Genomic DNA, 21,314 nt, shown 5'->3' with positions numbered 1-21,314 from the left:
GCCGCGAACGATGGATCAGTGGGCCGGTGACGCGCCGTTCGGGGCGGCGTCCGGGGTAATCGGGCGGATCGAGCCCGGCACGATGCTCGCGCCGAACTCGCGAATCAGCGACTGCACGAACGGATCGGCGCTGATCTCGCGCTCGGCTTCCTGCTGGCGCTGCGCGCGCAGCTTCGCGTCGTGCGCGGCGGCGGTACGGCGCGCCGGGCCGACTTCGACCTGCACGTCGACGTTCTGGCCGAGCCGCTCGACGAGCGCTGCCTTCAGTTTAGCGACCTGCGACGCTTCTGCGTATTGCGGCACCGGCACGTTGAGCTTCAGCGTGCTGCCGTCGAGCGCCATCAGTTCGCTGTTGAACGCAAGCTGATTCGAGATGCCCTTCAGCGGCAGATCGACGGCGAGCGCCGGCCAGTCGCCGGTGAAACCTAGCGGATCGAGCGGCACGGCAGGCGGCAGCGGGCGCGTATCGGCGACCGGCGCCGGCGCGGCGGCCTGCGCGGCCGCGCCGTCCATGCGGACGTCGTCGGGGCCGCGGTCGAACACCGGCACGAAGTTGTCGTCTGGCGGAATGAAGTACGCGCCGTCCGCGGCCGACAACGGCATGTAGTCGTCGGGCGGCATGTCGTCCCATGGCGGGATCGACGGGCTGTTCTGCTGCGCATTGCCGCTCGCGCCGCTGTTTGCGTCGCGAGCGGGCGCAGCCTGCGCGGCGGTGTCCTGCGACACGCGGCGTGACGCACCGGGCGTCGGCACCGGCACGACCACACGCGGCGCGGCGGGTTTCGGTGCGGCCGGCTTCGGTGTGGCGGGTGCGGCCGGCTTCGCGGACACGTCCGTGTTAGCACGGCCACGGTCGGACGATACTTTCATGCCGGCGTTGCGCAGCACGTCGAGCGCGGCGCTGGCGCCGCCCGCGCGGCGCGGCGCGGAGTCGGCTGCGGCCGCCGGTGCCGCCGGTGCCGCCGGTGCCGCCGTTGAAGCGGGCGCCACCAATTCCGGCCGCGCTTCCGGTTCCGGTGTCGTGGCCTCTTCCGCGCGACCAGGCGCGGCAGTTGCAAGCGCGCTCGGTGCGGACGAAGGTGCGATGTCGGAAACTCCGTTCGAGACCGGCGCGCTCGAGCTGGCGATCGTGGCGACGGCATTCGCGGGCGCGTCTTCCCACGGCGCCAGCGGGGGTGCCGTAGTGGCAGGCGCGTCTGTCACGCGGGCGACTTCGGCATTGGGCGATTGCGGTGCTTCTTCAGATTGCGCGGAGTCGGCTGCGGGCTTCGCGATCGGCTTTGCAGTCGGCGCGGTCGATTTCATCGCGTCGCCCTGCTCCTCGCCGGCAACGCCTACCTGAGGTCCACGAACGGGCGCAGCAGCTGCCATGGCCGTCACGGACGAAGGTGACAGCGCGCGCAGCGCGGCAACCGTCGGTGCACCCGAGCGCTGCGCACCGGCGCCGGCGCCGCCCGCACCGCTCTGCGTGCCAGCGGCTCCCGCCGCTCCGCCACCGCCGCCTGTCGGCGCCGGCTCGAACGCGAGCATGCGCAGCAGCGTCATCGTGAAGCCCGCGTATTCGTCGGGCGCGAGGCCCAGTTCGCTTCGGCCGATCGTCGCGATCTGATAGAACAGTTGCACCTGCTCGGCGCTCAACGCGTCGGCGAAACGGCGCAAGTCGGCCGCCTCCGGCCATTCGTCGAGCACCGACGAAGGCGCGAACTGCGCCCACGCGATCCGATGCAGCAGGCTCGCCAGGTCTTGCAACGCCGTCGAGAACGACAGGCTGCGCAAGGCCATCTCGTCGGCGACCGCCAGCACCGCCGCGCCGTCGCCCTGCGCGAGCGCGTCGAGCAGGCGGATCAGATAGCTTTGGTCGAGCGCGCCGAGCATGCCGCGCACCGCGTCTTCACTGATCTGGTTCGCCGAATAGGCGATCGCCTGATCGGTCAGCGATAGCGCGTCGCGCATCGAACCGTCGGCCGCGCGCGCGAGGAGGCGCAACGCCTGCGCCTCGTGAGGCACATTCTCTTCGCCGAGAATGCGTTCAAGATGCGACACGATATGGCCGGCCGGCATCTGCTTCAGATTGAACTGCAGACAGCGCGACAGCACGGTGACCGGAATCTTCTGCGGGTCGGTGGTCGCGAGGATGAACTTGACGTGCGGCGGCGGCTCTTCGAGCGTCTTCAGCATCGCGTTGAACGCGTGGTTCGTCAGCATGTGCACTTCGTCGATCATGTAGACCTTGAAGCGCGCATCGACGGGCGCGTACACCGCGCGCTCGAGCAGCGCGGCCATTTCATCGACGCCACGATTACTCGCCGCGTCCATTTCGACGTAATCGACAAAGCGCCCTTCGTCGATCTCGCGACACGCACGGCATACGCCGCACGGCGTCGCCGTCACGCCGGTCTCGCAATTGAGCGCCTTCGCGAAGATGCGCGACAGCGTGGTCTTGCCGACGCCGCGCGTACCTGTAAACAAATAGGCATGGTGCAGACGGCCGCCGTCGAGCGCATGGGTGAGCGCGCGCACAACGTGCTCCTGTCCGACGAGCGAAGCGAAATCCTTCGGCCGCCATTTGCGTGCGAGAACTTGATAGGTCATCCGGAAATTGTATCAGTAACAATGGCGCGCAAAACCGATTCGGGAAGACGCGTGAAATGCGCGAAACGGCCACGACGACGCTCCATCCGAAGACGGCGAACGATCAATACAAAAGCTGGGAATGACTGAGGAGAAACTGCGGAGAAGCCGTGAAAACGGCCGCGGAGAAAAAAGCAAGGAAAGGTGACGAGCCCGACCCTCGGCACTGGTGGAAAACGGCTGTGGCTGCTTCGTTCCCGACCTGACCAGATTGACCATCCCTCCATGCGAGGAGGCCCGTCACGAAAGATTCTATCATTGCCGCGCGCATTGTGCGACTGTTGACATGAGCAAAACGCGAACGACGCTCCGCTTCGAACGGCTTCGCGCGGTTTGCAGCCGCTTTCTGCACGCCGCCAGACGCCCTCCCGGCCACCGCGGCGACGCCCGCCACGCGCGGCACTTGAGTTCGCCGTGCGCGACACCATTTAGATTGCAAGGCGGTCGCCGTGAGCCGCAGAAACCGGCCGACGCTGCGGCGGCGGCCTATTAGCCCCACTGCCTTGATGAGTACTATCGCCATCGGCAACGCATAGCGAATTAAGCTACACTGCCAGTTGAAAGACCCGCATACGCGACTCTTTCCGCGCATTCCGTGAAAATCCGGCGTTTTTTCAGACGGTTTTTCTGATTTTCACAGGCATGCGCGGCGAGGCTCTGGATGCGGCAAAGCGAACAGAAGTTTTCCCAGTTTTTGACGTATCGTGGCGAGCAATTCAGGCGGGCCTCGAACCGACAGAGGTATTCATAAATGAGCGAACAAATCAAGCATATTAGCGACGCATCGTTCGAACAGGACGTCGTGAAATCCGATAAACCCGTGCTGCTCGATTTCTGGGCCGAATGGTGCGGTCCGTGCAAGATGATCGCGCCGATCCTCGACGAGGTCGCGAAGGATTACGCCGATCGCCTGCAAGTTGCGAAGATCAATGTCGACGAGCATCAGTCCACGCCGGTCAAGTTTGGCGTGCGCGGCATCCCCACATTGATCCTGTTCAAGAACGGCGCCGTTGCCGCTCAGAAGGTCGGAGCTCTGTCGAAGTCGCAACTCACCGCGTTCCTCGACGGCAACCTGTAAAGCAAGCAGTACGCCGCGGCGCTCGCGGGTCCATCGCGCGCCGCAGGCAGTTGGAGAATCGGGCGCATCGGGTGAGCAAACCGCCGCGCCCGCCGGTCAAGCGTGTTGTCAGCCGGCAACACGCTTTGCAACAAAGATGCCACGCTGCCGCACTGGCTTAAATTGGCGTGTGCTATGCTAGAATCCACAAAACGTCGAAAAGACGTGTAAGTCTTTGAGCGGTTCCGCTCTCCCTCCTCCCAGATTTCATTTCGTCGCACCTTCTCCTGCGGGTTCTCCGTATGCATTTATCCGAGCTTAAGACTCTGCACGTGTCCCAATTGATCGAGATGGCCAATGGCCTCGAGATCGAAAGCGCGAACCGCCTGCGCAAGCAGGAATTGATGTTCGCCATTCTAAAAAAACGAGCCAAAGCGGGCGACACGATCTTCGGCGACGGCACCCTCGAAGTGCTGCCGGACGGTTTCGGCTTCCTGCGTTCGCCGGAAACCTCCTACCTCGCCAGCACGGATGACATCTACATCAGCCCGTCGCAAATCCGCCGCTTCAATCTGCATACGGGCGACACAATCGAAGGCGAAGTGCGCACGCCGAAAGACGGCGAGCGCTATTTCGCGCTGGTGAAGGTGGACAAGGTCAACGGCCAGCCGCCGGAGGCCTCGAAGCATAAGATCATGTTCGAAAACCTGACGCCGCTGCACCCGAACAAGGTGCTGCTGCTCGAACGTGAAATGCGTGGCGAAGAGAACGTGACCGGCCGCATCATCGACATGATCGCGCCGATCGGCAAGGGCCAGCGCGGCCTGCTCGTCGCGTCGCCGAAGTCGGGCAAGACCGTGATGCTTCAGCACATCGCGCACGCGATCAAGCAGAACCATCCCGACGTCGTGCTGTTCGTGCTGCTGATCGACGAGCGTCCGGAGGAAGTGACGGAAATGCAGCGTTCGGTGGCCGGCGAAGTGATCGCCTCCACGTTCGACGAACCCGCCGCGCGTCACGTGCAGGTCGCCGAAATGGTGATCGAGAAGGCCAAGCGCCTCGTCGAAATGAAGAACGACGTCGTGATTCTGCTCGACTCGATCACGCGTCTCGCGCGCGCTTACAACACGGTGGTCCCGGCCTCGGGCAAGGTGCTGACGGGCGGTGTCGACGCGAACGCGCTGCAGCGCCCGAAACGGTTCTTCGGTGCGGCGCGCAACATCGAGGAAGGCGGATCGCTGACCATCATTGGCACGGCGCTAATCGAAACCGGCAGCCGCATGGACGATGTGATCTACGAAGAGTTCAAGGGCACCGGCAACATGGAAGTCCACCTCGAGCGCCGTCTCGCCGAGAAGCGCGTCTACCCTTCAATCAACCTGAACAAGTCGGGCACGCGCCGCGAAGAGCTGCTGATCAAGCCCGAAGCGCTGCAGAAGATCTGGGTACTGCGCAAGTTCATTCACGACATGGACGAAGTCGAGTCGATGGAATTCCTGCTCGACAAGATCCGCCAGACGAAGAGCAATTCCGAGTTCTTCGACATGATGCGTCGTGGCGGCGGCAGCTAACGCGCGACGTTCGGGCTGGCCGTATTAGTCGGCAACTGCAACGCATGAAAAACCGCTCGCAAACTGCGAGCGGTTTTTTTTCGTCCGTCGTCTGCAGAGACAATGCGCCGCCTTAACATCAGCGTGAACGTACACACGGTTTCTCGAAGGGGCCTCGGCTATCCCGTCGAGAACGCCGGGCGGCTCGTCGGCGTCACGTCGCTGATTTCGGCGAGCGCGCTGTTCGTCTATCTGCGTTTTGCGAAGCTGCTGCCGCGTAAGAAGTGGATCATCGTGCCGGGCTTCGCGGTGCCCGCGTTCGCCGCCGGGTGGATGACACGCATGTCGCCGGATGTCGGCGAGGCGGCGCTCGCCGTGCCGGTGCTGCTGCGCGGCCTGCTGTTGCTGTTCATCGTGCCGCCGGTCGCGAAGGAGATGGTCAACTGCTGGACGATGTTTTTCGGCCGGCAGCCGTGCGTGAACTCCTCGATCGAGAAGATCCGGCACGTCAGATTCGCGACCGGCGGCACGATGAACAGCAACAGCAGGCCGCGCAGCAGCAGCGGCTCGCGCTGCATCAAAGTCGCCTCGCAGAGTCCGTGAATCCGTACAATCCGGTCTACCAGAACACGCTCGCGACGCTGGCGCGCGGCTCCGCCGCCGCCGGTCATGCGGCGAGCGAGGCGCACGCGCTCGCGATCGCGTCGATCAGCCGGTCGATTGCGCAGCAGGCCAGTTTGCTCGCGTCGCCCGACGGTTTCTATTTTCTGATCGGCGTCGCGATATGCGGCGGCCCGTTCGCCGCGTGGCAAAAACAGATCGACTGAAGGTGGGCTCCAAGCATGCTGTCGAAACTCACGAACTGGCTGGGCGCACGGCGTCGCGAGCGCGCGCTGCGCGACTACGCGATCGACGATTCCTTGTGGCAGGCGACACTCGCCGACCTACCCTTTCTCACGCATCTGGAAGCGCCCGATCTCGCGCGGCTGCGCGAGATGACGAGTCTCTTCCTCGCGCAAAAGGAGTTCTCGACCGCGCACGAGCTCGAGCTGACCGATGCGATGACGGTCGGCATCGCCGCGCAGGCGTGCCTGCCGGTGCTGAACCTGAGCCTCGATCTGTATCGCGGCTGGGTCGGCGTGATCGTCTATCCGGGCGAGTTCGTGATCCGCAAGACCGTTGAGGACGAAGATGGCGTCGTGCACGAGATCGAACACGACGCCAGCGGCGAGGCGTGGGAAGGCGGCCCGGTGGTGCTGTCGTGGGAAGACGCGCAGATGACCGATGGCAGCGATGCATACAACGTTGTGATCCACGAGTTCGCGCACAAAATCGACATGCTCAACGGCGAAGCGGATGGCCACCCGCCGCTGATGCGCCGCTGGCACGCGCCGCTCGATGCGCAGGCATGGGCCGATGTGTTCGACCATGCATACGATCACTTCTGTGCGAAAGTCGACGCGGTGCCCGAGCGACGCTGGGCGCGTTTCGAACGCGAGTCGCTGATCGATCCGTATGCGGCGGACCATCCGTCGGAATTTTTTGCCGTATGCAGCGAGGCGCTGTTCGTGCGGCCCCAAGCGTTCGAGGCGGAGTATCCGGAACTGTACCGACTGCTCGCGCGCTACTACCGGCAAGATCCAGCGCGCGTCGGTTTGACGTTCACGCCCATTTGAGACGCCGCGGATGGGCGCCGCTTGCGCCGCAAGAGAATCCGCTGGCAGAAAAATCGCCAAGCGACTGATTTTCTGGCATAATCCCGGATTTTCGACCGTAGGCAAGTGGCTCGCGCCTGAAGGCAGTCCCATTCGAGGCTGCACGCGGGTTGGCTACCGCCAGATTAAAGGAAAGACCATGAAAGAAGGCATTCACCCGAATTACCGCGAAGTCCTGTTCGTCGACATGTCGAACGACTTCAGGTTCGTGACGCGCTCGACCATTCAGACGCGCGAAACCGCGGAATTCAACGGCAAGACCTACCCGCTCGCGAAGATCGAAGTGTCGTCGGAATCGCATCCGTTCTACACCGGCCAGCAAAAGATCATGGACACGGCCGGCCGCGTCGAGAAGTTCAACAAGAAGTTCGGCGCACGCGCTTCGGGCAAGGCAGTAAAGTAATACCGCAACGGTGCCGGCTTCCGGCCGGCAACAGAGCAAACAGAAAGGGCAGCGCGAGCTGCCCTTTTTTGTCGCCTGCGCTTGTGCGCCCGCTGGGTCGCACGCCGCGCTTTCGCGGCACTGTGTTACAGCTTGTCCATTGACGTTGCCGGGCGTTACCGGCCGTGACGTGCATCGCACGGCACGACTACAATGCCGGATGCTCGAAACGGGCCCTCGCGCCCTGACCTGCCGGGCCGCTCCGGCTGCATCGTTTATCCAGACTCCACACACCGCATGAGACCTGTCGTTCGCCTCACCGCCTCTGCGACCAGTGCGTTGCCGCGCTGGCTGCTGCTGGCCATCTGTATCGTCTACGCCTCGTTCGGCCTGTTCGGCCGCGATCCGTGGAAGAACGAGGACGCAGCCGGCTTTGGTGTGATGTGGACGATGGCGAACGGCGGCGCGCACGATTGGCTGCTGCCGAATCTCGTCGGCAAATATCTGACCGAGGACGGCCCGCTCGGCTACTGGCTCGGCGCGAGTGCGATCCGCATCCTTGCACCGTGGGTCGACGCGAGCAACGCGTCGCGCGTGTTCACGGGCCTGCTGTTCTGCGCGGGCTGTGCGTTCGTCTGGTACGCGGCGTATCTGCTCGGCCGGCGTGCCGAAGTGCAGCCATTCAAATATGCGTTCGGCGGCGAGCCGGAACCGCGCGACTATGGCCGCACGCTCGCCGATGGCGCACTGCTGATCCTGCTCGCGTGCTTCGGCCTCGCCGAGCGCGGTCACGAGACCACGCCGCAGCTCGTGCAGTTCGTCTGCATCGCGATGCTCGTGTACGGCCTCGTGCGCATGATCGACAAGCCGATTCAGGGCGCGCTGATCTGGGGTCTCGCGATCGGCCTCGTCACACTGGCGAGCAGCCCGGTGCTGGTCGGCGCGCTGCTGCTCGGCACGCTCGCGATGACGCTGATCGTACGCGAAACGCGATCGCGCTGGCTGCTGCTCGCGGGTCTGCCCGTGGCGCTCGTGCTCGCGGTGTCGTGGCCGATCATCGCGCTCACCGCGTTCCCGGACGACGCTGTCTGGTATCTGAACCAGTGGCTGCACGTGAGCCTGAGTTCGTTCGCGGGCCCACCCGGCTCGGTCGCCGCGTATGCGCTGAAAAACCTGCCGCTCTTCACATGGCCCGCCTGGCCGCTCGCGCTGTGGTCGTGGTTCAGCTGGCAGGGACTGCGGCGCGCGCCGCACGTGGCGATTCCGCTGTCGGTGATCGGGCCGCTGTTCGTGCTCGTCGTGCTGCAAAGCCATCAGTCGAACCGACTCTACATGCTGCTGCTGCCGCCGCTTGCGGTGCTCGCCGCTTTCGCGCTGCCGACGCTCAAGCGCGGCGCGATCAACGCGATCGACTGGTTCGCGCTGCTGAGCTTCACGATCCTCGGCAGCTTCGTATGGCTCGTGTATGTGGCAGGCCTGACCGGCTTTCCGCATCCGCTCGCGCGCAATCTCGCGCGACTCGCGCCCGGCTTCGTGCCGCAGTTCAAGATTCTGTCGTTCGTGTGCGCGGTCGCGGTGACCGTGTGCTGGTTCCTGCTGGTGCGCTGGCGCCTCGCGCGTCATCCAAAGGTGCTGTGGCGCAGCGTCGTGCTCTCGAGCGCCGGCACCACGCTGATGTGGGTGTTGCTGATGACGCTGTGGCTGCCGGTCGTCAACTACAGCCGGACCTATCGCGACGTCGCGCAGCAGATCGCCAACCACTTGCCCGATGACTACACGTGCATCGCGCCGGTGCGCCTCGGCAATGCGCAGATCGCGACGTTCGCGTATTTCGGCGACATGCACTTTTCGTTCGACCAGGACTGCGACGTGATCCTGCGTCAGGACTCGCAGGACTACGGCGACCCTAGCGCGATGCCCGACTACATCTGGAAGCTCGTGTGGGAAGGCCGCCGCGCGGCGGACCGCGACGAGCGCTTCCGCCTGTACGTGCGCATCGACCGTCCCAAGCCGCCGCCCGGCAAGCGCCGCAACTGGCACAAGAAGCTCGACTGACCATGTTCGCCGACGTACGGAAGATCGCCGCGCTCGCGTGGCCCGTATTGATCGGCCAGTTGGCCATCATCGCGTTCGGCGTGATCGACACGGCGATGGTCGGGCGCTACTCGGCCGTCGATCTGGCCGCGCTCGGCCTCGGCTCGTCGATCTACGTCTCGGTCTATATCGGCCTGACCGGCATCCTGACCGCGCTGCAGCCGATCACCGCGCAGCTGTACGGCGCGAGTCGCTACGGCGAGATCGGTGAAGAGGTCCGCCAGTCATGGTGGCTTGCCGCCGCGCTGACCGTGATCGGCTTTCTGATCCTGTTCTTCCCCGGACCGCTGCTGGCGTTGTCGCGGGTGTCCGACGCGCTGCACGAGCGCACGCTCGCGTACCTGCGGATTCTCGCGTTCGGGCTGCCCGCCGGCCTCGCCTTCCGGGTCTACGGCTCCGTTGCCAATGCGCTCGCCAAACCGCGGCTCGTGATGTTCCTGCAGATCGCCGCGCTGCTGCTGAAAATTCCGCTCAATACCTGGTTCATTTTCGGCGGCCTCGGCGTGCCCGCGCTGGGCGGTCCGGGCTGCGCGCTCGCGAGCACGCTGCTCAACTGGGCACTCGCGGCGCTCGGCATGCTGCTGCTCGCGCGCATCGACGATTTCAAGGCACTCGGCATCTTCACGCAGTTCTGCTGGCCGGTCTGGAAGCGCCAGGCCGCGCAACTGCGGCTCGGTATTCCAATGGGGCTGTCGTATCTGATCGAGGTCACCTCGTACACGTTCATGGCGCTTTTCATCGCGCGTTTCGGCACGACGACGCTCGCCGGACATCAGATCGCCGGCAACGTCGGCGCGGTGCTCTATATGACGCCACTGTCGATCGGCATCGCGTCGTCGACGCTGGTCGCGCAGGCGCTCGGCGCGCATCGGCCGCACGCGGCGCGCACGCTGTCGCGTCACGGCATCGCGATGGCGGTTGCGATCGCGTGCTGCTATGGCGCGCTCGTGCTCGTGCTGCGGCCATATATCGTCGCCGGCTATACGACGAACGCGCAGGTCGCGGCGAAGGCGTTGCCGCTGGTGCTGATCGTCGCCTGCTACCACCTGTTCGACGCGTTGCAGATCTCGACCGCGTTCGTGCTGCGCGCCTACAAGGTCGCGGTCGTGCCGACCATCATCTATGCGGTGGCGCTGTGGGGAGTCGGGCTCGGCGGCGGCTATGCGCTCGGCTTCAATACGACCGGCCTCACGCCGCCCTGGCTGACCGGCGCGCGCGGCTTCTGGGTCGCGAATACCGCAAGTCTCGCGATTGCCGGGCTCGGCTTGCTCGTGTACTGGCGAATCGTGAGCCAGCGCTATTTGCGCGAGGCTGCGGCGGCGCGGGTTGATTCGGCTGTTTGAGGGGATGGAGGGTTGGGAAGGCCACGAATAGTACGGACCGGACCGTTAGTTGCGCCCAAGCCAGGGAGAGACGACCTGTTCTGCATCCGCCTTTCCGTTCCCCACGCAGCTCAGCCCGCTCACGCCGCGTATGCGGCCTCCCCCTCCCGATCCTTGGCCTCGAAAATTTCCCGCGCCGCGAACAGCGCATTGAGCGCGGCCGGAAAGCCCGCATAAAGCGCCATCTGCATGAACACCTCGACGATCTGCTCGCGGGTGCAGCCGACGTTCAGCGCCGCCTCGATATGTACCTTCAGCTGCGGCTGCGCGCAGCCGAGGGTCGCGAGCGACGCGATCGTCGCAATCTCACGCGTGCGCAGATCGAGCTGCGGCCGGCTGTAGATGTCGCCGAAGCCGAATTCAATCAACAGGCGTCCGAATTCCGGCGCGACTGGCGCGAGCGCGGCAATTACCTGCTCGCCCGCCGAACCGTCGATTTCCCTGAGCTTGTCCCAGCCCCGCGCGTAGCGGTCGTTGTGTGCGTAGTCCATTGCGAGTCCTTATCGGGGTGTGAGGGCGACGAGGCTTCGTCGTCCTGTCGTGCCGGATCGGGCTCAAGCGCGCCGCTCGTGGCCGCCTCGTAGTACGCGATCTTGTCGTCGATCGCGCCGAGGTTGCTCTGCAGATCGGCGATCCGCGCGAGCAGCGCGGTGCGATGCGCAACCAGCAGGTCGCGGCGTGCGCGCATCGTCGGATGGCCTTGCGCGCGCAGCGCGGCGATCTGCTGCATGCCGGAGATCGACATGCCCGTTGCCTTCAGACGCATCACGAAGCGCAACCAGTCGAGATCGGCCGGCGAGTACAGCCGGTGTCCCGTCTGCGTGCGTCCGACCGGCCTGATCAAGCCGGCCTGTTCGTAATAGCGCAACGTGTGCGTGGACACGCCGATCGTTTCGGCGACCTGACCGATGGTGAGCGCGGTTGAGTGTTTCGACATGACGGACTCAGGTTAGGACTTCGAGTGCACTCTAAGTCAAGCGTCGGACGCTGTCATTCCTTTGCGTTGCTCATTCTTTATCGCAGACGAGTTATCGCGATCGATATCGACCGATAAATTCACCGGCATTGCATGCCGCTAAAAGCTTTAAATACTGTGTGGCGGATTTACTTGTCATCAATCGATCGGTATAAATCGTCCGCTATCTCAAATCGGGCCTGCGATTTGTCCTATGCTTAAACGCAGCGCCCGCTGACAGGATAGGTCGTCCGTTCCCGGCTAACTTTTTGCTCTCAATGGAGTGCTTGCCATGCTGAAGAAGCTTTTCATGCTTTGCCTCGCTGTGGCTTTGTCGCTGTCGGCCGGATTTGCCGCGGCCGTGGAAGTGAATACCGCCGATCAGGCCGCGCTCGAATCGGTCAAGGGCATCGGCCCCGTGCATGCGAAAGCGATTCTCGACGAACGCGCCAAAAACGGCCCGTTCAAGAACGCCGACGATCTCGCCGCACGTGTGAAGGGCATCGGGCAGAAATCGGTCGAGAACCTCGAAGCGGCCGGACTGACGATCAACGGCTCGTCGGCACCGCCGACCGGCGCGAAGACGTCCACCAAGTCGGCCACGAAGACCACACCGGCGGCTCCCGCGGCAACCACCGCCGCCGCGCCCGCTGCCACGACGGCAGCGCCGGCCGCGGCTGCGCCTGCCTCGGCCGCTAAGCCGTCGAAGTCGAAGAAGAAGGACAAGGCCGCTGCATCCGAAGCGGCAACCGCTACGGCTCCGGCCGCCGCGGCAGCCAGCGCACCGGCCGACGCGTCCGGCACCAAGGCTTCGAAGAAGAAAGCGAAGAAGAGCAAGGCGGCATCCGCCGCGGCTGCGTCCGGCGCATGATGCCGGCGGGGCTGCCGCCCTGCGTTTCACCGCGACGCGCAACCGCGCGTCGACGTCAACCGCCCGGCCGTCGTACGCGCCGGCATTCAAGAGAGACCGTCATGAGCCTACTCGACACCATCGGTTCCCTGCTTGGCAAATCGCCAGAAGGCGGCGGCCAGCAAGCGCTGATCGCCGCCGCGCTCGAATTCGTCAACAACCAGCCTGGTGGCCTGAACGGCCTGATCCAGCGCTTCCAGGAAAAGGGCCTCGGCGACGTCGTGTCGTCGTGGGTCGGCAATGGCGAAAACCAGCCGATCGCACCCGACGCGCTGCATAACGTGCTGGGCTCGGAAGCCGTGACCGGTCTCGCCGCCAAGGCCGGCGTCCAGCCGGATCAGGTGACGGGTCTGCTGTCGCAGATCCTGCCGCACGTCGTCAACGCGGCCACGCCGGAAGGCGAAGTGCCGGCCGATGGCAAGCTGAACGCGACCACGGTGCTCGGCGCGCTCGGCGGCCTGTCGGCGCTGCTCGGCAACAAGGGCAACGCTTAAGCACGCTGTGCGCCATGCGCTGGCGACTTGCAGAGACCTTCGCTCCACGATGATGCCACCGGTTTGAAATCGGCGGACAAAAGAAAACCGGCAACGAAGTCACCTTCGTTGCCGGTTTCTTAACGTTGGTGGGAACGACTCGCCTGCTATCGTCCCTTCGCGTCATCAAGCCATCGCCTTCAGTGCACGACGCGCTCGAACAGCAGCTTACCGTCGTCCACTTCGACCGGAATTACATCCTTCGGACCGAACTTGCCGGCCAGAATCAGCTTCGCTATCGGGTTCTCGATCTCCTGCTGGATTGCGCGCTTCAGCGGCCGCGCACCGAACAGCGGGTCGTAGCCGACCTTGCCGATGTGCTCGAGCGCCGCGTCCGATACCACCAGCTGCATGTCGAGCTTTGCGAGCCGCTCGTGCAGACGCTGCAGCTGGATCCGCGCGATCGACTGGATGTTCGAGCGATCGAGCGCATGGAACACGACGACGTCGTCGATCCGGTTCAGGAACTCGGGCCGGAAGTGCAGCTTCACCTCTTCCCACACGGCGTCCTTCACGGCTTCCTGCGGCTCGCCGACCATCGCCTGGATCACCTGCGAACCGAGGTTCGAGGTCATCACGATCACCGTGTTCTTGAAGTCGACGGTGCGGCCCTGGCCATCGGTCATGCGGCCGTCGTCGAGCACCTGCAGCAGCACGTTGAACACGTCCGGATGCGCCTTCTCGATTTCGTCGAGCAGGATCACGCTATACGGCTTGCGGCGCACGGCCTCAGTCAGATAACCGCCCTCCTCGTAGCCGACGTAACCCGGCGGCGCGCCGATCAGACGCGCGACGCTGTGCTTCTCCATGAACTCGCTCATGTCGATACGGATGAGATGCTCTTCCGAATCGAACAGGAACGACGCCAACGCCTTGCACAGCTCGGTCTTGCCGACGCCGGTCGGCCCGAGGAACAGGAACGAGCCATACGGACGGTTCGGGTCCGACAGACCCGCGCGCGAGCGGCGAATCGCATCGGCGACCGCGCTGATCGCCTCGTCCTGGCCGACCACGCGCTCATGCAGCTTCGACTCGATCTGCAGCAGCTTTTCGCGCTCGCCCTGCATCATGCGCGACACCGGAATGCCGGTGGCCCGCGACACGACCTCGGCGATTTCTTCAGCGCCGACCTGCGTGCGCAACAGACGCGGACGCTTCGGACTGTTCTGCTCCTCGGCCTCGGCGCGCGTGACTTCCTTCAGCTGCGCCTCGAGACCCGGCAGCTTGCCGTACTGCAATTCGGCCACCTTCTCGAGCTTGCCCTCACGCTGCAGACGCACGATTTCCGCACGCGTCTTCTCGATCTCTTCCTTCAGTTGCGCGCTGCCCTGCACCGCCGCTTTTTCCGCGGTCCAGATTTCATCGAGGTCCGAATATTCGCGGTTGAGCCGCTCGATTTCCTCTTCGATCAGTTGCAGACGCTTCTGCGACGCTTCGTCCTTCTCCTTCTTCACTGCTTCGCGTTCGATCTTCAGCTGGATCAGACGACGGTCGAGCCGATCCATCTCCTCCGGCTTCGAGTCGATTTCCATCTTGATCTTCGACGCGGCTTCGTCGATCAGATCGATCGCCTTGTCGGGCAGGAAGCGGTCCGTGATGTAACGATGCGACAGCTCGGCGGCCGCGACGATCGCCGGGTCGGTGATGTCGACGCCGTGGTGCAGCTCATAGCGCTCCTGCAGACCGCGCAGGATCGCGATGGTCGCCTCGACCGACGGCTCGTCCACCAGCACCTTCTGGAAACGGCGCTCGAGCGCGGCATCCTTTTCGATGTACTTGCGGTATTCGTCGAGCGTGGTCGCGCCGACGCAATGCAGCTCGCCGCGCGAGAGCGCCGGCTTCAGCATGTTGCCCGCGTCCATCGCGCCTTCGGCCTTGCCGGCGCCGACCATCGTGTGAATCTCGTCGATGAAGACGATGGTTTGCCCTTCGTCCTTCGCGATGTCGTTGAGCACCGCCTTCAGGCGCTCCTCGAACTCGCCGCGATATTTGGCGCCCGCGAGCAGCGCGGCCATGTCGAGCGACAGCACGCGCTTGTTCTTCAGCGTTTCCGGCACTTCGCCGTTGACGATGCGCTGTGCGAGCCCCTCGACGATCGCGGTCTTGCCGACGCCCGGCTCGCCGATCAGCACCGGGTTGTTCTTGGTGCGGCGCTGCAGGATCTGGATGGAACGGCGGATTTCGTCGTCGCGGCCAATCACGGGGTCGAGCTTGCCTGCGCGGGCGCGCTCGGTCAGGTCGATCGTGTATTTCTTCAGCGCTTCGCGCTGGCTTTCGGCGTCCTGGCTATGCACCTGCGAGCCGCCGCGCACCGCGGCGATCGCGGTTTCGAGCGCCTTGCGCGACAACCCATGCTCGCGCGCGAGACGGCCGGCCTCGCCTTTGTCGTCGGCGACCGCGAGCAGGAACATTTCGCTCGCGACGAACGTGTCGTTGAGCTTCTGCGCTTCCTTGTCGGCCTGGTTCAACAGACCGGTCAGTTCGCGGCCGATCTGCACGTTGCCATCGGTGCCTTGCACTTGGGGCAGCCGCGTGACCGCGTCGTTCAGTGCGGTTTGTAGAGGTTGTACATGCACGCCGGCGCGCGACAGCAGCGAGCGAGCGGAGCCGTCCTGCTGCGCGACGAGTGCCGCCAGCACGTGCACGGGTTCGATGTACTGATTGTCGTGGCCAACCGCCAGACTCTGGGCGTCCGCGAGCGCTTCCTGGAATTTAGTGGTGAGTTTGTCGATTCTCATCAAGAGACCTCCAATTTCGATTACCACCAAAATGAGGCGTTTTATTAGGGTTTCAAGCGCTTTTTTGGCCTCGGTCGCAACTATTTAACATTTGAGCGCAAGAACTGCCGCGATCCTTCCCCAGTGGCGCGGCCGGGCGGGTTTGCGCACCCGGGGAGCCGGCCGGATGTTCTAGTTCTTGTGGCCCAGCGTCGCCGGACTGCCGCCGCGCGTGCTATCCGATGCCACCGTAATCGGCAGCGGCACCATCTGAATCGTGGAGCCTAACCCGAGCAACGCCGCGAGCGGACTTTTCGGTTGCGCGACTTCGCCGATCGTAAAACGGTCGAGCTCGGCGAGAAAAGCGTGGTTCGCCGCCTGCAACGCGCCACGCAGCCGGCACTGCGTCGTGATGACGCAAGGCCGCTGTTGGCCCTGCCGGTCTGGCAGACAGCCGACCAGCGCAAAGTCGCTTTCCGTGACCCGCACCACGTCGCCCACGGTCAGCGACAGCGATTGCGCGCCGAGCCGCAAACCGCCGTTGCGGCCGCGCACGGTTTCGACCCAGCCGAGCTCGCCCAGCTGCTGCACGACCTTCATCAGATGGTTCTTCGAGATGCCGTAGGCTTGCGAAATGTCCTGAATCGTCGATAATCCGTCGCCCCGCACCGCGAGGTACAGCAGCACGCGCAGCGCGTAATCCGTATAGTCGGTAAGTCTCATAGGTCCCGGTATAGCTTGAAAGGCTGCGAGCAAGTGCCTTGTACGTCCCGATAACCGCGTCGAGGCAAGGGTTGCCGGGAACGAGCGCTACGCCCTAACATGACTGGCTGGCATGACTGGCTGGCGGGCGTCGTTCCGCGAATCGCGTTGCAAAACTGTTTCGGATAGCAATAGTAGCTTTTTCCGCATCAACCGTTTGTTAGAAAAACGGGAGGTTCAAGGTTCAGTTCAGCCGTCATCGGCAACCGCAATTTTCTGGAATCCGCATGAATCCGTCTTTCCCCGCCGCGCCGCCGGTCGAACGCGCGGCCGAACCCACCGACGCCAATATCCGCGACCTCGTCTATGGCTTTTACGATCGCGTGCGTGCCGACCCGCTGCTCGGTCCGGTCTTCGACGCGAAGCTCGCGGACCGCTGGGACGACCATCTGCCGAAGATGTGCACATTCTGGAGCAGCCTCGTGCTCGGCGCGAAGCAGTATCGCGGCAACGTGCAGCAGGCGCATCAGCCGCTCGAACGCATCGAGCCGCAGCATTTCAGCCGCTGGCTGTATCTGTTCCTCGATACGGTCGAATCGCGCTATCAGCCGGCCGCGGCGGTCCGTTTCATGGAGCCGGCGCTGCGGATCGCGCAGAGTCTGCAGCTGAGCCGTTTCGGCTGGGATTACAAGATCCCGCCGGAGCAGCAGGCGCTGCTCGAGCGGGTGGCGCCGAAGCGTCGGCCGCGAGATGGCGACGTTGACGACGATGGTGAGCATCCGTCGCGGCCGGCTGGGGAGCCGTTCCCGGTGCCGATCATCGGACGCTCGCGGGACGAGTGAACGTCGGCCGGCGCCGACGCCCCTCACACAAAGACGCCGCGTGCGCCGTCGCAACTCCGCGGCCCGCGACTCGTTTACTCCGAAGTCCGATTTCCCGAATCGATTCCCCAGCGCGCGAGCGCGGCATCGTCGGTCACGCGCGCGTCGACCCAGCGCTCGCCCGCGTCGGTTTTCTCCTTCTTCCAGAATGGCGCTTCGGTCTTCAGATAGTCCATCACGAATTCACACGACGCAAACGCGTCGCCGCGATGCGCGGCCGTCGTCGCAACGAGCACGATCTGATCGAGCGGATACAGCTTGCCGACGCGATGCACGATCAGCACCTCGATGCCCGGCCAGCGTTCGCGCGCACGCTCGACGATCGCCTCGAGCGACTTCTCCGTCATGCCCGGATAATGCTCGAGCTCCATCGTCTCGACCGCGCTGCCCTCGTTGAGATCGCGCACGGTGCCGACGAAGCATGCGACCGCGCCGATCCTCGGATTGCGCGCGCGCAGCGCGGCCACCTCGGCGCTGAGGTCGAAGTCTTCGGTCTGGACGCGAACGGGCATGGACGGCTCCTGAGGGCTTTTGTCGCTGGCGTGAACGTAATGTGCGAGAGCGCGGCTCAGCCGCCGGTGACGGGCGGAAAGAACGCGACCTCGCAGCCCTCGGTGATGCGGGTGCTCGCGCCGGTCATCACGTGGTTGCAGGCCATGCGCAGCGCGCGGCCTTCGGCGAGCGTCTCGGCCCAGATGCCGCCACGCACGCGCAGCCACGCGCGCACATCGCCGACGGTCGCGATGCCGTCGGGCACCTCGACGCTTTCGTCGGACGTATTGAGCGCTTCACGCACGCTCGCAAAGTATCGGAGTTCAATCTTCATCGGGATACCGCCGGTCTAAGCCGCGCATGCCGCGGACGACCGGCCTCAGTTCAGCAGTTCGGAAAACGGAATGAAGCGCACGGTTTCGCCGGCGCTGATCGCGTGGTTCGGCGGATTGTCGATCAGACCGTCGCCCCACACGGTCGACGTCAACACGGCCGAACTCTGATTGGCAAACAGATCGAGCCCTCCCGCCACATTGACGCGCGCGCGCAGGAACTCGTTGCGGCGATCGGCCTTGCCCTGCGTGAAGTCCGCGCGCAGCGACAGCGCGCGCGGCGCGACCGCCTGCACGCCGGCCAGCCGCAGTACGAACGGACGCACGAACAGCAGGAACGTCACGAAGCTCGACACCGGATTGCCGGGCAGGCCGATGAAAAACGTTTCGGCCGGCTCGCCCCCATTTGCACCACCCGCACCACCCGCACCACGCCGCACCGCGCCGAACGCGAGCGGCTTGCCCGGCTTCATGGCGATCTGCCACATCGACAGACGCCCTTCGGCCTCCACCGCCGGCTTCACGTGATCCTCCTCGCCGACCGACACGCCGCCGCAGGTGAGAATCAGATCGTGCGCCTCGGCGGCTTCTCGCAGCGTCGCGCGGGTCGCGTCGAGTTGATCGGCGACGATGCCATAGTCGGTCACGTCGCAGCCGAGCTTCTCGAGCAGGCCGCGCAGCGTGAAGCGATTCGAGTTGTAGATCGCGCCGGGCTTCAGCGGCTCACCGGGCATCGTCAGTTCGTCGCCGGTGAAGAATACGGCGACTTTCACGCGGCGGCGCACCTCGAGCCGCGCGCATCCGACCGACGCGGCAAGCCCCAACGCCTGCGGCGTGAGCCGCGTGCCGCCCGGCAGGATCACCGAGCCCGCGCGAATATCGGCGCCCTGTGCGGTGATCCACTCGCCCGCCTGCGGACGATGCACGATCGTCACCTCGTCGCCAGCCACCTCGGTCTGCTCCTGCATCACGACCGCGTCCGCGCCGGCGGGCACCGTCGCGCCGGTGAAGATGCGTGCCGCGCTATTGGGCGCGAGCGGCGTCGGCGCATGGCCGGCCGGAATGCGTTGCGAGACCGGCAGGCGGCTGCCGTGCGCGAGATCGGCGATGCGGACCGCGTAGCCGTCCATCGCGCTCGTGTTCATCGGCGGCACGTCGAGCGGCGACGTGACGTCGGTGGCGAGCACGCGATTCAGCGCGTCGAGCGTCGGCAGCGTTTCGATACCGTCGAGCGCGCGCGCGGCGTCGAGCAGGATCGCCAGCGCATCGGCAGTGGCGAGCATCGGGGCGCGGGGCGTGGGTGTGGACATCTGGGGGGGTGGAAGCCGCAGGTTAAAAGAACATTGTAGCGGCCGATGCCGTTAGCCTGGGCGGCCGGGCGTTATGGGGAGCTTTTTGTGTTTTTCGATGCGTGGCCGCGGAGGGTGCGGCCAGCGTTTTCCCGTAGTGCGGGCGTGGGCGTCGATCAACCTGAAGCGACGCGGCATCCCGCGTGAGCCGTAAAACGGCTCACGCGGCCCGCTCGCCCTTATTCGCCGGTATTCGCAACGATGAAGTCCTTCACCCGCTGCGCATCCGCGGGCACGACCTCGAAGCGCTGCGGCAGCGACTCGAGCCCCGAGAACGCCGCCGGGCGCTCCGGCTCGCGCAGCAGCGCCTCGCGGATCGTCTCGCCGAACTTGATCGGCTGCGCGGTCTCGAGCACGATCATCGGAATGCCGGGCTGCAGATGCTCGCGCGCGACCTTCAAGCCGTCGGCCGTGTGCGTGTCGATCATCATGTCGTAACGCTGGAACACGTCGCGGATCGTGTCGACGCGGGTGTCGTGGCTGCTGCTGCCCGACACGAAACCGAACTCCTTTACGCGCGCGAAGTCGCCACTCGCCGCGAGATCGAAACCGCCCTTCTCCTCGACGTCGCGGAACAGTTGCAGCACGCGCGCCGGATCGCGGCCGAGCAGGTCGTACACGAAGCGCTCGAAGTTCGATGCCTTCGAGATGTCCATGCTCGGGCTGCTCGTGTGATACGTCTCGGCCGCCTTGCGTACGCGGTAAATACCAGTGCGGAAGAACTCGTCGAGCACGTCGTTCTCGTTGGTCGCGACGACGAGCTTCTCGATCGGCAGACCCATCATGCGCGCGATATGGCCCGCGCACACGTTGCCGAAGTTGCCCGACGGCACCGTGAACGACACGCGCTCGGCGTTCGACTTCGTCGCGGCAAAGTAGCCCTTGAAGTAGTAGACGACCTGTGCGACGACCCGCGCCCAGTTGATCGAGTTGACCGTGCCGATCTTGTACTTCGACTTGAACGCGTGATCGTTCGACACCGCCTTCACAATGTCCTGCGCGTCGTCGAACACGCCTTGCACCGCGAGGTTGAAGATGTTCGGGTCTTGCAGGCTGTACATCTGCGCGGACTGGAACGCGCTCATCTTTTTGTGCGGCGACAGCATGAACACGCGGATGCCCTTCTTGCCGCGCATCGCGTATTCAGCGGCGCTGCCGGTGTCGCCCGACGTCGCGCCGAGAATGTTCAGCGTTTCGCCATGCTTCGCGAGCGTGTACTCGAACAGGTTGCCGATCAGCTGCATCGCCATGTCTTTGAACGCGAGCGTCGGACCGTTCGACAGTTCGAGCAGCGACAGCGGCGCGCCGGCTTCGACGCCGAGCGTCTTCAGCGGCGTGATCTGCGCGGCGCTTTCGTCGTCGCGCACGTTGCAGTAGGTCGCCGCCGTATAGGTCTTGCGCGTCAGTGCGCGCAGGTCGGCGCCGGGAATGTCGTCGCAGAACTTCGACAGGATCTCGAAGGCGAGATCCGCGTACGGTAGCGTGCGCCAGCGCGTGAGTTCATCCGCGGTGACGCGCGGATAGTCGGCCGGCAGATACAGGCCGCCGTCTTTCGCGAGACCGCCGAGCAGGATCTCGGAGAAGGTATGGCGCTCGCCGGCTCCGGCGCCGCGCGTGGAGAGGTAGTTCATA

General features: G+C 64.7%; 18 protein-coding genes, 1 other RNA gene and 2 pseudogenes. 11 read left to right on the top strand and 10 right to left on the bottom strand.

Features of this window, described 5'->3' with window-relative positions; translation table 11 throughout:
- Positions 1 to 15: 15 nt before the first annotated feature.
- Both OKW28_RS24555 and ffs read right to left on the bottom strand, forming a co-directional pair.
- Positions 16 to 2,592, bottom strand: a complete 2,577-nt coding sequence (locus OKW28_RS24555; RefSeq protein WP_429449627.1) for a DNA polymerase III subunit gamma/tau — start codon at positions 2,590 to 2,592, stop codon at positions 16 to 18.
- 182 nt (positions 2,593 to 2,774) lie between these two features.
- An RNA gene (gene ffs / locus OKW28_RS24550) (signal recognition particle sRNA small type) lies at positions 2,775 to 2,873 on the bottom strand.
- 509 nt (positions 2,874 to 3,382) lie between these two features.
- Here ffs and trxA point away from each other — a divergent pair.
- From trxA to OKW28_RS24510, 8 genes and pseudogenes are all read left to right on the top strand, one after another.
- Positions 3,383 to 3,709, top strand: a complete 327-nt coding sequence (gene trxA / locus OKW28_RS24545) for a thioredoxin TrxA (RefSeq protein ID WP_013089343.1) — start codon at positions 3,383 to 3,385, stop codon at positions 3,707 to 3,709.
- 281 nt (positions 3,710 to 3,990) lie between these two features.
- Positions 3,991 to 5,259 (top strand): transcription termination factor Rho, encoded by a 1,269-nt coding sequence (gene rho, locus OKW28_RS24540; protein ID WP_026225411.1) that lies wholly within the window; start codon positions 3,991 to 3,993, stop codon positions 5,257 to 5,259.
- A gap of 150 nt (positions 5,260 to 5,409) precedes the next feature.
- Positions 5,410 to 5,671, top strand: a pseudogene (locus tag OKW28_RS24535) (MFS transporter); the annotation flags it as partial.
- Positions 5,672 to 5,795: 124 nt separating this feature from the next.
- Positions 5,796 to 6,065 (top strand): annotated as a pseudogene (locus tag OKW28_RS24530) (MFS transporter); the annotation flags it as partial.
- A 15-nt stretch (positions 6,066 to 6,080) separates the two neighbouring features.
- Positions 6,081 to 6,914: a zinc-dependent peptidase gene (locus OKW28_RS24525; protein WP_429449625.1), complete on the top strand. Its 834-nt coding sequence runs from the start codon at positions 6,081 to 6,083 to the stop codon at positions 6,912 to 6,914.
- A 178-nt stretch (positions 6,915 to 7,092) separates the two neighbouring features.
- On the top strand, positions 7,093 to 7,356 hold the full coding sequence (locus tag OKW28_RS24520; protein WP_090804621.1) for a type B 50S ribosomal protein L31: 264 nt from the start codon (positions 7,093 to 7,095) through the stop codon (positions 7,354 to 7,356).
- A gap of 276 nt (positions 7,357 to 7,632) precedes the next feature.
- A complete protein-coding gene (locus tag OKW28_RS24515) occupies positions 7,633 to 9,390 on the top strand; it encodes an ArnT family glycosyltransferase (RefSeq protein WP_429449623.1) in 1,758 nt (585 codons plus the stop codon).
- A gap of 2 nt (positions 9,391 to 9,392) precedes the next feature.
- Positions 9,393 to 10,772, top strand: a complete 1,380-nt coding sequence (locus OKW28_RS24510; protein WP_429449621.1) for an MATE family efflux transporter — start codon at positions 9,393 to 9,395, stop codon at positions 10,770 to 10,772.
- Between the two features lie 119 nt (positions 10,773 to 10,891).
- Here the strand turns inward: OKW28_RS24510 and OKW28_RS24505 are convergent, their stop codons facing one another.
- Positions 10,892 to 11,302 (bottom strand): carboxymuconolactone decarboxylase family protein, encoded by a 411-nt coding sequence (locus OKW28_RS24505; RefSeq protein ID WP_429449619.1) that lies wholly within the window; start codon positions 11,300 to 11,302, stop codon positions 10,892 to 10,894.
- Positions 11,221 to 11,748, bottom strand: a complete 528-nt coding sequence (locus OKW28_RS24500) for a MerR family transcriptional regulator (protein ID WP_090804611.1) — start codon at positions 11,746 to 11,748, stop codon at positions 11,221 to 11,223. Before OKW28_RS24500 ends, OKW28_RS24505 begins: the two co-directional genes overlap by 82 nt.
- 310 nt (positions 11,749 to 12,058) lie before the next feature.
- Between OKW28_RS24500 and OKW28_RS24495 the strand changes: the two genes are divergently transcribed.
- Both OKW28_RS24495 and OKW28_RS24490 read left to right on the top strand, forming a co-directional pair.
- Positions 12,059 to 12,637, top strand: a complete 579-nt coding sequence (locus OKW28_RS24495) for a ComEA family DNA-binding protein (protein ID WP_429449617.1) — start codon at positions 12,059 to 12,061, stop codon at positions 12,635 to 12,637.
- Positions 12,638 to 12,738: 101 nt separating this feature from the next.
- Positions 12,739 to 13,170 carry a YidB family protein gene (locus tag OKW28_RS24490; protein WP_018418148.1) on the top strand — a complete coding sequence of 144 codons (432 nt, stop codon included), beginning with the start codon at positions 12,739 to 12,741 and terminating at the stop codon, positions 13,168 to 13,170.
- A 179-nt stretch (positions 13,171 to 13,349) separates the two neighbouring features.
- On the opposite strand, the gene clpB is transcribed toward OKW28_RS24490, so the two are convergent.
- Both clpB and OKW28_RS24480 read right to left on the bottom strand, forming a co-directional pair.
- The gene (clpB, locus tag OKW28_RS24485; protein WP_090804607.1) at positions 13,350 to 15,947 is read right to left on the bottom strand and encodes an ATP-dependent chaperone ClpB; all 2,598 of its coding nucleotides are present in this window, start codon (positions 15,945 to 15,947) and stop codon (positions 13,350 to 13,352) included.
- A gap of 171 nt (positions 15,948 to 16,118) precedes the next feature.
- On the bottom strand, positions 16,119 to 16,649 hold the full coding sequence (locus tag OKW28_RS24480) for an Rrf2 family transcriptional regulator (protein ID WP_429449615.1): 531 nt from the start codon (positions 16,647 to 16,649) through the stop codon (positions 16,119 to 16,121).
- Positions 16,650 to 16,915: 266 nt separating this feature from the next.
- Here OKW28_RS24480 and OKW28_RS24475 point away from each other — a divergent pair, with 266 nt between their 5' ends.
- On the top strand, positions 16,916 to 17,470 hold the full coding sequence (locus OKW28_RS24475; RefSeq protein ID WP_429449614.1) for a group III truncated hemoglobin: 555 nt from the start codon (positions 16,916 to 16,918) through the stop codon (positions 17,468 to 17,470).
- A 74-nt stretch (positions 17,471 to 17,544) separates the two neighbouring features.
- On the opposite strand, the gene moaE is transcribed toward OKW28_RS24475, so the two are convergent.
- The 4 genes from moaE to thrC form a co-directional block, all read right to left on the bottom strand.
- Positions 17,545 to 18,021 carry a molybdopterin synthase catalytic subunit MoaE gene (gene moaE, locus OKW28_RS24470; RefSeq protein WP_429449612.1) on the bottom strand — a complete coding sequence of 159 codons (477 nt, stop codon included), beginning with the start codon at positions 18,019 to 18,021 and terminating at the stop codon, positions 17,545 to 17,547.
- Positions 18,022 to 18,077: 56 nt separating this feature from the next.
- Positions 18,078 to 18,335, bottom strand: a complete 258-nt coding sequence (gene moaD / locus OKW28_RS24465; protein ID WP_090804599.1) for a molybdopterin converting factor subunit 1 — start codon at positions 18,333 to 18,335, stop codon at positions 18,078 to 18,080.
- Between the two features lie 45 nt (positions 18,336 to 18,380).
- Positions 18,381 to 19,616: a molybdopterin molybdotransferase MoeA gene (locus tag OKW28_RS24460; RefSeq protein WP_429449610.1), complete on the bottom strand. Its 1,236-nt coding sequence runs from the start codon at positions 19,614 to 19,616 to the stop codon at positions 18,381 to 18,383.
- Positions 19,617 to 19,861: 245 nt separating this feature from the next.
- Positions 19,862 to 21,313, bottom strand: a complete 1,452-nt coding sequence (gene thrC, locus OKW28_RS24455) for a threonine synthase (RefSeq protein ID WP_429449607.1) — start codon at positions 21,311 to 21,313, stop codon at positions 19,862 to 19,864.
- Position 21,314 lies beyond the last annotated feature (1 nt).

Source organism: Paraburkholderia sp. 40, from assembly GCF_050434105.1.
Lineage (GTDB): Bacteria > Pseudomonadota > Gammaproteobacteria > Burkholderiales > Burkholderiaceae > Paraburkholderia > Paraburkholderia tuberum.
This window is presented reverse-complemented; position numbering and strand designations above follow the sequence as displayed.

Bases quoted from the DNA above. Each gene is read 5' to 3' on its own strand.
- OKW28_RS24500 (WP_090804611.1), bottom strand. From the start codon at position 11,748: ATGTCGAAACACTCAACCGCGCTCACCATCGGTCAGGTCGCCGAAACG.
- OKW28_RS24480 (WP_429449615.1), bottom strand. From the start codon at position 16,649: ATGAGACTTACCGACTATACGGATTACGCGCTGCGCGTGCTGCTGTAC.
- OKW28_RS24525 (WP_429449625.1), top strand. From the start codon at position 6,081: ATGCTGTCGAAACTCACGAACTGGCTGGGCGCACGGCGTCGCGAGCGC.
- clpB (WP_090804607.1), bottom strand. From the start codon at position 15,947: ATGAGAATCGACAAACTCACCACTAAATTCCAGGAAGCGCTCGCGGAC.
- OKW28_RS24520 (WP_090804621.1), top strand. From the start codon at position 7,093: ATGAAAGAAGGCATTCACCCGAATTACCGCGAAGTCCTGTTCGTCGAC.
- OKW28_RS24505 (WP_429449619.1), bottom strand. From the start codon at position 11,302: ATGGACTACGCACACAACGACCGCTACGCGCGGGGCTGGGACAAGCTC.
- trxA (WP_013089343.1), top strand. From the start codon at position 3,383: ATGAGCGAACAAATCAAGCATATTAGCGACGCATCGTTCGAACAGGAC.
- OKW28_RS24495 (WP_429449617.1), top strand. From the start codon at position 12,059: ATGCTGAAGAAGCTTTTCATGCTTTGCCTCGCTGTGGCTTTGTCGCTG.
- OKW28_RS24460 (WP_429449610.1), bottom strand. From the start codon at position 19,616: ATGCTCGCCACTGCCGATGCGCTGGCGATCCTGCTCGACGCCGCGCGC.
- moaD (WP_090804599.1), bottom strand. From the start codon at position 18,335: ATGAAGATTGAACTCCGATACTTTGCGAGCGTGCGTGAAGCGCTCAAT.
- OKW28_RS24510 (WP_429449621.1), top strand. From the start codon at position 9,393: ATGTTCGCCGACGTACGGAAGATCGCCGCGCTCGCGTGGCCCGTATTG.
- OKW28_RS24490 (WP_018418148.1), top strand. From the start codon at position 12,739: ATGAGCCTACTCGACACCATCGGTTCCCTGCTTGGCAAATCGCCAGAA.
- moaE (WP_429449612.1), bottom strand. From the start codon at position 18,021: ATGCCCGTTCGCGTCCAGACCGAAGACTTCGACCTCAGCGCCGAGGTG.
- OKW28_RS24555 (WP_429449627.1), bottom strand. From the start codon at position 2,592: ATGACCTATCAAGTTCTCGCACGCAAATGGCGGCCGAAGGATTTCGCT.
- OKW28_RS24475 (WP_429449614.1), top strand. From the start codon at position 16,916: ATGAATCCGTCTTTCCCCGCCGCGCCGCCGGTCGAACGCGCGGCCGAA.
- rho (WP_026225411.1), top strand. From the start codon at position 3,991: ATGCATTTATCCGAGCTTAAGACTCTGCACGTGTCCCAATTGATCGAG.
- thrC (WP_429449607.1), bottom strand. From the start codon at position 21,313: ATGAACTACCTCTCCACGCGCGGCGCCGGAGCCGGCGAGCGCCATACC.
- OKW28_RS24515 (WP_429449623.1), top strand. From the start codon at position 7,633: ATGAGACCTGTCGTTCGCCTCACCGCCTCTGCGACCAGTGCGTTGCCG.